General features: G+C 64.6%; 12 protein-coding genes and 1 pseudogene. 7 read left to right on the forward strand and 6 right to left on the reverse strand.

What is annotated here, in order from left to right; genetic code table 11:
- Positions 1 to 8 precede the first annotated feature (8 nt).
- Together SO139_RS31475 and SO139_RS31480 are read right to left on the reverse strand one after the other, a co-directional pair.
- The gene (locus SO139_RS31475) at positions 9 to 395 is read right to left on the reverse strand and encodes an Hsp20/alpha crystallin family protein (RefSeq protein ID WP_449383016.1); all 387 of its coding nucleotides are present in this window, start codon (positions 393 to 395) and stop codon (positions 9 to 11) included.
- Positions 396 to 575: 180 nt separating this feature from the next.
- Entirely contained in the window at positions 576 to 1,142 is a 567-nt protein-coding gene (locus SO139_RS31480) for a YciE/YciF ferroxidase family protein (RefSeq protein WP_449383017.1), read from the reverse strand.
- 224 nt (positions 1,143 to 1,366) lie between these two features.
- Between SO139_RS31480 and SO139_RS31485 the strand changes: the two genes are divergently transcribed.
- The 3 genes from SO139_RS31485 to SO139_RS31495 all read left to right on the forward strand — a co-directional run bounded on the left by SO139_RS31485 (position 1,367) and on the right by SO139_RS31495 (position 5,059).
- Positions 1,367 to 1,993: a MarC family protein gene (locus tag SO139_RS31485; protein ID WP_449383018.1), complete on the forward strand. Its 627-nt coding sequence runs from the start codon at positions 1,367 to 1,369 to the stop codon at positions 1,991 to 1,993.
- Between the two features lie 206 nt (positions 1,994 to 2,199).
- On the forward strand, positions 2,200 to 4,011 hold the full coding sequence (locus tag SO139_RS31490) for a chloride channel protein (RefSeq protein ID WP_449383019.1): 1,812 nt from the start codon (positions 2,200 to 2,202) through the stop codon (positions 4,009 to 4,011).
- 223 nt (positions 4,012 to 4,234) lie between these two features.
- Positions 4,235 to 5,059 (forward strand): hypothetical protein, encoded by an 825-nt coding sequence (locus SO139_RS31495; RefSeq protein ID WP_498541148.1) that lies wholly within the window; start codon positions 4,235 to 4,237, stop codon positions 5,057 to 5,059.
- Between the two features lie 61 nt (positions 5,060 to 5,120).
- Here the strand turns inward: SO139_RS31495 and SO139_RS31500 are convergent, their stop codons facing one another.
- Positions 5,121 to 6,314: an MFS transporter gene (locus SO139_RS31500; protein WP_449383021.1), complete on the reverse strand. Its 1,194-nt coding sequence runs from the start codon at positions 6,312 to 6,314 to the stop codon at positions 5,121 to 5,123.
- Between the two features lie 62 nt (positions 6,315 to 6,376).
- Positions 6,377 to 6,637 (reverse strand): annotated as a pseudogene (locus tag SO139_RS31505) (DUF2798 domain-containing protein).
- A 301-nt stretch (positions 6,638 to 6,938) separates the two neighbouring features.
- Here SO139_RS31505 and SO139_RS31510 point away from each other — a divergent pair.
- The gene (locus SO139_RS31510; RefSeq protein WP_449383022.1) at positions 6,939 to 7,325 is read left to right on the forward strand and encodes a hypothetical protein; all 387 of its coding nucleotides are present in this window, start codon (positions 6,939 to 6,941) and stop codon (positions 7,323 to 7,325) included.
- A gap of 43 nt (positions 7,326 to 7,368) precedes the next feature.
- On the opposite strand, the gene poxB is transcribed toward SO139_RS31510, so the two are convergent.
- Positions 7,369 to 9,105, reverse strand: a complete 1,737-nt coding sequence (poxB, locus tag SO139_RS31515; RefSeq protein WP_449383023.1) for a ubiquinone-dependent pyruvate dehydrogenase — start codon at positions 9,103 to 9,105, stop codon at positions 7,369 to 7,371.
- Positions 9,106 to 9,230: 125 nt separating this feature from the next.
- A complete protein-coding gene (locus tag SO139_RS31520; protein ID WP_449383024.1) occupies positions 9,231 to 9,449 on the reverse strand; it encodes a hypothetical protein in 219 nt (72 codons plus the stop codon).
- 230 nt (positions 9,450 to 9,679) lie between these two features.
- Here SO139_RS31520 and SO139_RS31525 point away from each other — a divergent pair, with 230 nt between their 5' ends.
- The 3 genes from SO139_RS31525 (at position 9,680) to puuE (ending at position 11,399) form a co-directional block, all read left to right on the forward strand.
- Positions 9,680 to 9,961, forward strand: coding sequence for a hypothetical protein (locus tag SO139_RS31525; RefSeq protein ID WP_498541159.1), 282 nt, complete (start codon positions 9,680 to 9,682; stop codon positions 9,959 to 9,961).
- Between the two features lie 87 nt (positions 9,962 to 10,048).
- Positions 10,049 to 10,462: a DUF3830 family protein gene (locus tag SO139_RS31530; protein WP_027528380.1), complete on the forward strand. Its 414-nt coding sequence runs from the start codon at positions 10,049 to 10,051 to the stop codon at positions 10,460 to 10,462.
- A 1-nt stretch (position 10,463) separates the two neighbouring features.
- Positions 10,464 to 11,399, forward strand: a complete 936-nt coding sequence (gene puuE / locus SO139_RS31535; RefSeq protein ID WP_498541149.1) for an allantoinase PuuE — start codon at positions 10,464 to 10,466, stop codon at positions 11,397 to 11,399.
- Positions 11,400 to 11,401: the final 2 nt, after the last annotated feature.

Here is an 11,401-nt window from a genome sequence, read left to right on the forward strand (position 1 = left end):
GGTCGACCTCAGGCGGATTTGGCGAGGCGCAGCGCGACACAGCCGTCCATCACGAAGCGGCTGATGGCATAGCGTCCGACTGGCAGGGCAATGCGGCGCTCGAAACGCCCCTGTGGCAGCTCGAGCCGATGGATGCGGGCATTGCGCAGCTCCGGTGGCAGCGTGCGCCGGCCGGAGATGACGAGCACGCCGTCATGGATCACCGTTTCGACATTGTCGGGATCGACGCCGGGAAGGGCGACCAGGATCAGGAGCTCCCGATCGGTCTCCAGCACGTCGATCGGCGGCTCCCAGCAGGACTCCTGGCGACCGAACTGTTGGCGCAATCGCTCGCCGCGATTGAACTGCTCCAGGGCTTCGGAAAGCATCCAGTCGAGGGGGTTTTTAGGTTGCATGGCGCGGGCTCTGGAATTGGAAAGCCTGCATATGGTGCTGGTTCCGGGGAAATCCAGCACCAGCCTGCCAGGTTGACTGGGCGGCCAAGCGGCCTGTGCTGCCCGTTCAAATGCTCCGGCGCCGTTGCATCGCACACGGCGCCGTCTGTTGCCAATTTGCCTGGCCGCCGCGGGCAGCCTCTAGGCCGCCGCCCGGTACTGCTCTTCGGCTTCGAGGTTGATCACGGAGGTCGCAAGCTCGGTCAGCGTATGGTCGGTCGCTTCCTCTTCGTCCAGCGTCTGCTGGAGCAGGCGTGCCGCGTCCTGCATGCCGAGTTCCTCGGCCCAGGTGCGTAGCGTACCGTAGCGGGAGATCTCGTAGTGCTCGACGGCTTGCGCTGCCGCGAGCAGCCCCGCATCGAGAGCCGGCGCGCCCTTGAACTCCTTCATGATCTCCGCGCCTTCGTCCGCGATACCGTTGATGGCTTCGCAAGGTTTGCCGCGCGCGGGCTTGCCCAGCATCTTGAACACCTGGTCGAGGCGCTTCACCTGGCCTTGCGTCTCCTTGAGGTGTTTGTTGAAGGCGGCGGCGAGATCCTTTGAATGCGCTGCCTTCGCCATCTTCGGCAATGTCTTGATGATCTTGTTCTCGGCGAAATAGATATCCTTCAGCGTTTCGAGAAACAGGTCGTTCAGCGTCTTTGGCGTCGGGCGTGCGCGCCGCGCCTTCGATGTCCTCGTTGCTCGTTTCTTTGCTCGTTTGACCATGGATCCTCCTCTTGAGGTCGACGGGAAGGCGTCTGCTTCCTCAATCCTCAGGCGATCAAGACATGAGGCTGGCCCAAAGTTCCAATCGGCGCGACGAGGCGGCGATCCGCCAGGAGCATGCCGATCGCGCTGTTGCTCATGATCGACTCCTCTGGTTTTCAAGCTGGCGTTGGTGGGCTAAGTCGGTTCCGACAGTCATCGTTCTACGGGAGACGCTGCCGCGCATGCTCGATCTTGCCCTGTCGGCGTTTGTCACCCTGCTGCTGGTGGTCGATCCCGTCGGCCTCGTGCCGGCCTTCCTGGCCGCGACCGCCGGCATGCCGGAAGCGGTCAAGCGCACCGTCGCCTGGCGTGCGCCGCTGATCGCGGCTTCGATCCTGGTCGTGATCGCGCTGATCGGAAACTGGCTGTTGCGCCAACTCGGGATCGGCATCCCGGCGTTCCAGATCGCCGGCGGGCTGCTGCTGTTCGGCGTGTCCTACCGCATGATCTTCGGCGACCGGCCGCAGCGTGAGGCGCGCGAGGCCGACAAGGCGCTGTCCGAGCATGCCTCCGACGTTGCGGTGTTTCCGCTGGCGATCCCCATGATGGCCGGCCCCGGCGCGATCGCGACCACGCTGCTGCTCTCGGGCGACGCCGGCAACGCCGCCCGGCTCGGCATCAACATCGCGGTCATCCTCTTGGTCTGCCTGCTCTGCATGATCTCTTTTGCCGCCTCGACCCTGATCGCGCGCACGTTGGGGCGGACCGGCAACGCCGTGCTCTCGCGCCTGCTCGGCATCCTGCTTGCGGCCTATTCGGTGCAGTTCGTCCTGAACGGCATCGCCGCGGTCCGCGCCAGCCTGCCGTGAGATCAATGTGTTGATTTTGTTGCAATTTTCTTGCAGCTCCCGAGCCGGACATGCCATCGTCGGCTTTCTCTTGCGCAGCCTCATGGCTTTGACGTAACTCGGATCGATAAGAGCGCGGAACGCGCGCATCGCCAGGACGCCGATCCCGATGACAACACAGCGCATGGCCGGCGACGGCATGGCCGCAGAATAGAAGAGCCTCGCCGGTGTTCGCGCGGATCAGGCACATCGTCGATCGCAAGAGATCGCACAAGGGATCGAACAAGGCATCGAACCGGATGCTGGTCCGCATCCGCGCCCTCCTGCGCAGCAATGAATTCTACCTGATCCCGCTCGCGCTTCTGATCGGCATCGCCACCGGCGGCGTCGTGACGCTGATGGCCGAGATCGCGCAGATCGCCCACGTCCTGATCTTCGGCATTCCCGTCGACGTGCGGCTGTCCGCCAACGCCTATGTCAACCCGTGGGCGGCGCTGAGCGCGCCCGCCCTTGGTGGCTTGGCGCTCGGGATGATGGAATGGTCGCGGCGGCGGCTGAAGATCTCCAGTGCCGTCGACCCGATCGAGGCCAACGCGCTGCGGGGCGGCAATCTGTCCCTGCGCGACAGCGTGGTGGTCTCGAGCCAGACGCTGATCTCCAACGGCTGCGGCGCCTCCGTCGGCCTCGAGGCCGGCTATACCCAGATCGGCTCCGGCATCGCCTCGCTGCTCGGTCAGTTCTTCAACCTTCGACGCAACGATCTCCGCCTGATCGTCGGCTGCGGCGCCGCGGCTGCGATCGCCGCCGCCTTCGGCGCACCGATCACCGGCGCGTTCTATGCCTGCGAGCTGATCGTCGGCGTCTATGCGGTCGGCAGCGCCGCTCCGATCCTGGCAGCCTCGCTCGCCGGCGCGTTGACCGCGCAGTGGCTCGGCGGCGCGCCGTACTCGATCGAGATACCGAAGGTGAGCACGGTCGGCATTGAGCAATATCTGGCGCTGATCGGGCTCGCGCTCGTCACCGGCGGCGTGGGCATAGCCGTGATGCGCTCGTCCTCGACGTTCGAGCGCCTGTTCGCTTGGCTACCGGTCTGGCTGCGCCCGGTAATCGGCGGCCTCATCGTCGGCTCCTTCGCGGTCGCCACCCCGCAGGTGCTGGCGGCCGGCCACGGCGCGATGGTGCTCGATCTGTTTCACGACATGACGATCGGCCTGATCGCGCTGATCATCGCCCTGAAGCTGACAGCCTGTCTGATCTCGCTCGCATCGGGCTTCCGCGGCGGCCTATTCTTCGCCTCGCTGTTCGTCGGCAGCCTGATCGGAAAATTCTTCGCCGCCGTGCTCTTGCTGATCAGCCCCAGTTTCGCGATCGATCCGCTGGTTGCGATGCTCACTGGCATGGCGACGCTCGGGGTCGCCATCGTCGGCGGTCCCCTGACGATGTCGTTCCTGGTGCTGGAGATGACGCGCAATGTCGACGTCACTGCCGTGGTGCTGGCGGGCTGTATCGTGACCTCGATCTGCGTACGCTTCATGTTCGGCCATTCGTTCTCGACCTGGCGCCTGCATTTGCGCGGCGAGACCATCCGCAGTGCCAACGACGTCGGCTGGCTGCGAAACCTCACGGTCGAGCGGATGATGCGCAGCGACGTCGGCAAGGTGCCGTCCTCGACGACGATTGCCGCCACACGGCGCGAATTCGCACTGGGCTCGCGGCCGGGCATCGTCGTCGTCAACAACGCCGACGAATATGTCGGCCTCGTCATGTTGCCCGACCTGTTCTCCAGCGACCTCGACACCATCGCCGACGACATCCAGGTGATCGAGCTCGCCCGCTACACCGACATCGTGCTGATCCCGGAAATGAACATAAAAAGCGCGATGGCGGTGTTCGACGAGGCCGAGGCGGAGATGCTCGCGGTGGTCGAATCCGCCGATAGCCGCAAGGTGATCGGCTTCCTCACAGAGACCTTCGCCCGCCGCCGCTATGTCGAGGAGATCGACAAGGCCACGCGCGGCGTGCTGGGCGCGTTGTCGTAGCGCGTAGCGGTATTGGAGGAGGGGTGCCCGCGGCGTTCGTCTCGACCCGGCCCCACACTTTCCATGATGGGGTCTTGCTTTAGACAAACCGCGTCGGCGATGATCAGCCAAGCGGAAATGCGAAGAACGTCCTTCGGGGCGACATTGGGCTGGGGTAGGAGCGCCAATGAATTCCGTGTCAAACCCGACACAAGCCGAGCCACATTTTGCGCTGTCCGCGCGAATGGACCAAGAGCTCACGCATACGTACGAGAAGATCAGAAGCGTGGATGAAGAGATCGCGCGGGCCAGCGAGCAGCTTTCCAGGCTGGAGCGCGAGGAGCGCGATGACACGCGCAGCCGCCCGTCGCGCCGCCGGCCAGTGCTTCGCGGCCTGGTCGGCCTCGTGCTGGCCGCGGGTATTGGCACCGCGGCCCTGGTCTCGCAATCATCCCACGGTGATCAACTCAGGCAGGTGATCGCCGGCTGGGCACCGCTGCATGCTGCACTATCATCACCCTCGCAAGCAGAGCCCGTGCTTGCCGCGCAGCCCGGCCCGCCGGCTGTTCAGCTGGCCCAGGCATCACCCGCATCGCCGCAACCGGAGCCTCCCGCTCAGGCCGTCCCGGAGGCGGTCGCGCCGACCGTGACCGCGCTTCCTCCGCAGGTGACGGAATTGCTCGAGAAGATGGCGAGCGATCTCGCCAACGTGCAGCAGGGCATCGAGCAGCTCAAGGCAAGCCAGGCCCAATTGAAAGCGAACCAGGAGCAAATGTCGGCCGACAGCCTCAGGGTTGCCGACGAGTTGAAAGCGAGCCAGGAGCAAATGGCGCGTCTTGTCGCCAAAACGCCCGATACCAGGACGCCGGTCAATGCGCCTGACCAGGCGGCGGGAAAGACTGTTCACCAGGCGTCCGATTCGAACACGCGCCCGAAGACGGCCGCTGCTGCCGTGCCTCCGCCGCACCCGGTTCCGGCTTCGTCACGCAAGCCGGCCCAGGCCGCTCCCACCCCGCCTGCGGCTGCCCGGCGGCCGTCTCCAGTGCAACTGGAGTCCGCACAACAATAGTCGTCGGGACGGCTGTTTATCTCGGCCCTCGTACGCCGTCCTTGGGGATCGAGGGCCGATCTCACTCCAGTCGGTCGACCTGGCGCAGGATTGGGAACAGCTTCATCCACAACAGCGCCACTGCGATGGTGCCGATGCCGCCGAGCAATGCAGCCGGCATCGCGCCGAGCAGGGCAGCGACCATGCCGCTCTCGAATTCGCCGAGCTGGTTCGAGGCGTTGATGAAGAGGAAGTTGACGGCGCCGACGCGGCCGCGCATTGCATCGGGTGTCGCGAGCTGTACCAGCGCGACGCGGACGATGACGCTGATCGTGTCGGCCGCGCCCATGGCCATCAGCGCAGCGATCGACAGCCACACGGTTTGCGACAGCGCGAAGACGATGGTGGCTAGCCCGAACGCAATCACCGCCTGGAACATCCGCAGGCCCGCGCGACGCGCGATCGGATAGCGCGCGATCACCGCCGTCATCAGAAGCGCGCCGACGGCCGGCGCTGCCCGCATCACGCCGAGCGCCCATGGAATGTCCTTGGCATAGATCGGAAGCAGCGCGGTCGCGCCGCCGAGCAGCACGGCGAACAGATCGAGCGAGGTCGTGCCGAGGATCGCGGGATTGCTGCGCACGAACGCAAGGCCCGCGAACAATTCCGCGAGGTTCGGCGGCTCGGAGTCGGCGGAACGTTCGAGCTCGATCGCGCCGACGAGCATTCCGGCCAGCAGCGAGCATAGCGCCATGATGCCGTAGGGCGCGCCCGGTGCGAGTGCGTAGGCGAACCCCCCGAGCGCGGGACCCGTGATCGTGGCGAACTGCCGTGTGCCGGTCGCCATGGCGGTCGCGCGCTGGAGCATGCCATCCGGTGCGACGCCCGGCAGCAGCGCAGAGGAGGCCGGGCTTTCGAAGGCGCCGGCGAACCCGAGAATGGCAAGGACCACGAAGATCTCCGGCGCCGTCACCGTTCCCGCGAGCGCCCGTACGCCGAGCCAGGCTGCAGCCAAGGCCTGCATGACCTGGCAAAGCTGAACGATGCGGCGGCGGTCGTAGCGATCGAGAATTGCGCTCGGGATGAACTGCACGAGGCCCGCCATGCCGAGGTAGAAGGCGCTGCCGGTCAGCTCATAGATCTGCCAGCCCAAGGCGACGGTGGCGATGTTGTGAGCGAATTCCGAGAATGTGTTGGAGCCGATATAGAGCAGCAGCGGGCGATGCCGGGTCAGCGTCTCCGGATTTGCGGCAGAAGCCGTTTGGTCTGAAGTCATTTGATCCAGGTTCATGCGAGGTAAGCGCGGGGGACGGCGGGCGCTGCCGCGATCCTCGCCGGTTAGCGGGGCGAGTCCGCGGAGGGGGCGACCACGAAGGCGACGACGATCCGGCGGACCAGTGCCAGGACCACCAGCAACGTCGGAAAGGCGACGAGCCACGACAGACCCTAGGCCGCCGGCCACGTCACCAGGAAGAGGGGGGTAGGTCCAAGGCTCTTCAGAGTTGAAATGGTCGACACCACGGCCGTCATGAGGATGGAAAGCACCAATGGCATGACGACAGGCGCATAGCGCGGCGGCAGTTTGCGAACCGCAATCATCTGATCTCTTTGGGAAAAGGACGCGACAGTCACGTTGAACCCTGAAAAATGCATCGATCCCGACCACGTCGGTTGATGCGTTGGTTCACGTGTAACGCTTGCGGCGCCGAAGAACAGCGCGCCGGTTTGATAACGGCCCCGCTGAAATCGATCAAGCCGGATTTTGCCAGGCAGCTTTACAATCGTTCAAATTGGCGCGGCGGATTGCCGCGATCAGGCAACCACATCGCTGGGTTGTGGGTTATGTATCGTTTGCATATCTGCAAATTTGGTTCTTTGAGCGCGAACAGAGGATGCTCAGATGACGGATAAAGCCATGATGTCCTTGAAGAGCAGGAGCGTCCTGCTGGCCACGCTCGCTGGCCTCGTCCTTGTCGCGGCGCCGGTGGTGCCCTCGGCTGCCGAGTCACGCACGTCACTTTCGAAGGCTGCCACAGTGGCCCCGGCTTCCGCCGCTGCGACCGACTTCAGCGCCGCACGGCGCCGCTATTACCGTCGCGGACCGAGCGCCGCCGGCCTCGCCTTCATGGGCGCGGCGACCGGCATGATCGCGGGTGCGATCGCCGAGCAGCGCCGGCGGGACTACTATGAGAACAACTATTACTATGGCCCGGGTCCGTATTACGGCCCCGGCTATTCCGGCGGCGGTCCCTACTATGGTGGTCCGCGCTACTATCAGCCGTACTGATCACAAGGGCCTGCCGCCAGAGCTCGCGTGGACAAGCGCGTCTCTAGCGAGGTAACAGGTTCGTCTTGGCGAGATCGAGAACTTCGTCGCCGCGGCCATTCATGACGGCACGCAGGACCCAGAGACTGAAGCCCCTGATCTGCTCCGGGGTGATAGTCGGCGGCATAGAGAGCTCCTGCTTGGCGGTGACCACATCCAGGAGTGCCGGTCCGTTATGCGTCAGGATCTCCTGCATCGCGCCCGGGAGCTCGCCCGGGTCCTCGACGCGACGACCCATGATGCCCATGGCGCGCGCCATCGCCGCAAAGTCGGGATTCTCCAGATCGACGTTGGTGTCGACGAAGCCTGCAGCCTTCATCTCGAGCGCGACGAAACCGAGGACGCCATTGTTGAAGACGACGACCTTCACAGGCAGCTTCATCTGGGTGAGCGTGATGAGGTCGCCCATCAGCATGGTGAAGCCGCCGTCGCCCGATAGCGAAATGACCTGACGTCCCGGCTGTGCCGCCTGCGCGCCGATCGCCTGCGGCATGGCGTTGGCCATGGAGCCGTGCACGAATGATCCGATCAGCCGGCGGCGTCCGTTCATCTGCACATAGCGGGCCGCCCAGACGGTCGGCGTGCCAACATCCGCGGTGAACACCGCATCGTCCGCCGCATGATCGCTGATGACCTTCGCGAGATATTGCGGATGGATCGGCTTGCGGCCCGGGGTGCCCTCCGCGAGCGCGTCGAGGCCCTCGCGCGCCTTCTTGTAATGCGCAATCGCATTGTCGAGGTGCCGCCGCTCGGTCTTGACCTTCAACAGCGGCAGCAGCGCCTCGATGGTCAGCCTGACGTCGCCGACCACGCCGAGGTCGAGCTTGCAGCGTCGGCCGAGATTTTCCGGCCTGATGTCGATTTGCGCGATTTGGCAGTCAGTCGGGAAGAACTGCTTGTAGGGGAAATCAGTGCCCAGCATCAGCAGCACGTCGCAGGCATGCATCGCTGCATAACCGGACGAGAAGCCGATGAAGCCGGTCATGCCGACGTCATAGGGATTGTCGTATTCGACATGCTCCTTGCCGCCAAGCGCGTGCACGATTGGGCTCTTCAAGGTCTCGGCCATCCGCATCAGCGGTGCGTGCGCGCCGGCGCATCCCCGGCCGCAGAACAGCGTGACGCGCTCCGTTCCGTTCAAGAGAGACGCCAGCGCCTCCAGTTCGTTGGTCTCGGGCACGATCTTTGGTGGGGACAGCGCCAGGCCCCGCGCGGTCGCCAGAGCACGCTGAGGTGGCGCGCGAAACGCGACGTCGCCAGGTATGGCCACGACCGCAACTCCGCGCAGTCCGACCGCCGCGCGGATGGCGTTTTCCAGCACGTAAGGCAGTTGGCTTGGATCCGAGATCAGCTCGCAATAGTGGCTGCACTCCTGGAATAGATTTTGCGGATGAGTCTCCTGAAAATAGCCGCCGCCGATCTCGGCCGAGGGAATCTGCGCTGCGATTGCGAGCACCGGAACGCGGCTGCGATGGGCATCGAACAGACCATTGACGAGATGCAGATTGCCCGGTCCGCAGGAGCCGGCGCATACTGCAAGGCTGCCCGTCATCTCGGCCTCGCCTGCGGCGGCAAACGCTGCGACTTCCTCGTGCCGCACATGCACCCACTCAATGGTGCCACGGCGGCGCAGCGCTTCCGTGAGGCCGTTGAGGCTGTCACCGACGATGCCATAGATCCGCTTGACACCCGCCTGCTCGAGCGTTGCCACGAAGAGGTCGGCCACGTTGTTGATCGCCATCACGTTCTCCCGGTATCGCTGGTGTTGTCGCGTTTATCCTTCGAGGCTCCCCATACGGCGCGTTGCGCCCCCGGCTCGCTCCTCGGGATGACGGATCTGGCAGTATGGTCGTGCGAGCCTAGCAATCACCGCCCTGCGGGCGCCGAGAGCGCGCCGGTCGAGTAGCGCCACCAGTCGACTTCGCGTGGCTCGGTCGGCCAGACGGCAGCGCTGGAGTCGCGGAAGGACTGGGTAGCGGGGACGGGGGCCTTGCGGGGGTGGTGGCGCTGACTTGCTGAGGCCGTCTGGATCGTCAGGGACGCGAGCAGCGTCGTGGCGAGCACGGTCAGTGTTGTTGTTCGCATCATTGGTCTCCCTAGTCGGACGCCGCCCGAGAGAAATGTCTCGTGCCGGTGTCGCCGCTTTTCGGAGATGGCGATGCGTCTTGCCGAATATCACGGTTTCGGCCATCACGAAGCGGCGAGCCAAAATTTTAGTCGCGGCTAAATATTCGGCAATGGCGTGGATGGTCCTGATGGACTTGGCGAGCACGATCCGCTTGAATGGGGACCAGTTGATGTATCGAGCCACACCGATGTGGAAATATTTACTGGTCTTGGCCCTGGTGGCCTCGCCCACCGCAGCGCAGGTGAAGCAGCCGCCGAAAGCCGCGACGGCGGTGCGCCCCGACCCTTGCGCGCCGATCGGGCGTACCGCGGACGGCAAGCTGGTCTATTCCATGAAATGCGAGAACCTGCCGGCGCCGTCGTCACCTCCGCCGCAGGCGGAACTGAAGGAGGTGGCCCCGCCGGCGGCCGAGGCTGAGCCGGAAACGCGGCGGAGCGGCATTTTCGGCTGGTCTTATGACCGCAGGTGACGCCCCACTTGCGTTGGTCCTGCTGGGATGCTCTTTGCGTGAAAGTTCCCCGTGGAGGGCCAAAGCCTTCCCACCTAGAGAGATGAGATGAGCAAACTCGTTATTCGCGCCGGCGATTTCACCTTTGATGCCCGCTTCGAGGAGCAACTGGCGCCGAAGACCGTCGCCGCATTCCGTAAAGCCATGCCGTTCGAAAGCCACATCATCCACGTGCGCTGGAGCGGCGAGGGCGTGTGGATGCCGCTCGGCGACCTCGATTTCGGCGTCGGCTACGAGAACCACACCAGCTATCCCGCGCCGGGCCAGATCATCCTCTATCCCGGTGGCATCAGCGAGACGGAGATCCTGCTCGCCTATGGTGGCGTGCACTTTGCAAGCAAGATGGGCCAGCTTGCCGGTAATCACTTCATCACGCTGACGTCGGGTCTTGAGAATCTGGCGACGCTGGGCAAGAGCGTGCTGTGGAAGGGCGCCCTGCCGATCCGCTTCGAGGAAGTCTGAGTTGCCAGAGCCCCGCTATCCCCGTGATCTGCGCGGCTATGGCCGCAACCCGCCGCATCCGCATTGGCCGGGCGGGGCCCGCATCGCGGTGCAGTTCGTTGTCAACTTCGAGGAGGGCGGGGAGAACAACATTCTGCACGGCGACCGCGCCTCGGAAGCGTTCCTGTCCGACGTGCTGGGCGCGCAGCCATGGCCCGGCCAGCGCCATGCCAACATCGAATCGATGTTCGAATATGGGTCGCGCGCGGGCTTCTGGCGGCTGTGGCGGATGTTCACGATGCGCAAATTGCCGACCACTGTGTTTGGCGTTGCCACGGCGCTGAAACGCAATCCGGAGATCGTCGCCGCGATGCAGGAGGCAGGCTGGGACATCGCCAGCCACAGCCTGAAATGGATCGAGCACAAGGACATGACCGAGGCGCAGGAGCGCGCCGAGATCACCGAGGCCATCCGCGTGCATACCGAGGCGACCGGCGTGCGGCCACTCGGCTGGTACACCGGTCGATCCTCGATCAATACCAACCGGCTGCTGATGGAAGAGGGCGGCTTCCTCTATCTCTGCGACTCCTATGCCGACGATCTGCCCTATTGGGTCAAGGGCTCCGGCCGCAAGCAGCTCATCATCCCCTATACGCTCGACAATAACGACATGCGCTTCATCAACGCGCAGGGCTTTGCGGAGGGCGAGCAGTTCTTCACCTATCTGAGGGATGCCTTCGACGTGCTCTATGCCGAAGGCGAGAGCGCGCCGAAGATGATGTCGGTGGGCCTGCATTGCCGCCTGGTCGGTCGTCCCGGCCGCGCGGCGGGATTGATGCGCTTTCTCGACTATATCGGCGGGCACGAGCACGTTTGGGTGCCGACCCGACTGCAGATCGCGCGTCATTGGCACGATAATCTCGCCCATCTCGCCGACGATGCGTTCGAGATTGGTTGAGG

Source organism: Bradyrhizobium sp. UFLA05-89 (assembly GCF_059803475.1).

Bases quoted from the DNA above. Each gene is read 5' to 3' on its own strand.
- SO139_RS31520 (WP_449383024.1), bottom strand. From the start codon at position 9,449: ATGCGAACAACAACACTGACCGTGCTCGCCACGACGCTGCTCGCGTCC.
- SO139_RS31500 (WP_449383021.1), bottom strand. From the start codon at position 6,314: ATGACTTCAGACCAAACGGCTTCTGCCGCAAATCCGGAGACGCTGACC.
- SO139_RS31510 (WP_449383022.1), top strand. From the start codon at position 6,939: ATGACGGATAAAGCCATGATGTCCTTGAAGAGCAGGAGCGTCCTGCTG.
- SO139_RS31475 (WP_449383016.1), bottom strand. From the start codon at position 395: ATGCAACCTAAAAACCCCCTCGACTGGATGCTTTCCGAAGCCCTGGAG.
- SO139_RS31495 (WP_498541148.1), top strand. From the start codon at position 4,235: ATGGACCAAGAGCTCACGCATACGTACGAGAAGATCAGAAGCGTGGAT.
- SO139_RS31485 (WP_449383018.1), top strand. From the start codon at position 1,367: ATGCTCGATCTTGCCCTGTCGGCGTTTGTCACCCTGCTGCTGGTGGTC.
- poxB (WP_449383023.1), bottom strand. From the start codon at position 9,105: ATGGCGATCAACAACGTGGCCGACCTCTTCGTGGCAACGCTCGAGCAG.
- SO139_RS31480 (WP_449383017.1), bottom strand. From the start codon at position 1,142: ATGGTCAAACGAGCAAAGAAACGAGCAACGAGGACATCGAAGGCGCGG.
- SO139_RS31525 (WP_498541159.1), top strand. From the start codon at position 9,680: ATGTGGAAATATTTACTGGTCTTGGCCCTGGTGGCCTCGCCCACCGCA.
- SO139_RS31530 (WP_027528380.1), top strand. From the start codon at position 10,049: ATGAGCAAACTCGTTATTCGCGCCGGCGATTTCACCTTTGATGCCCGC.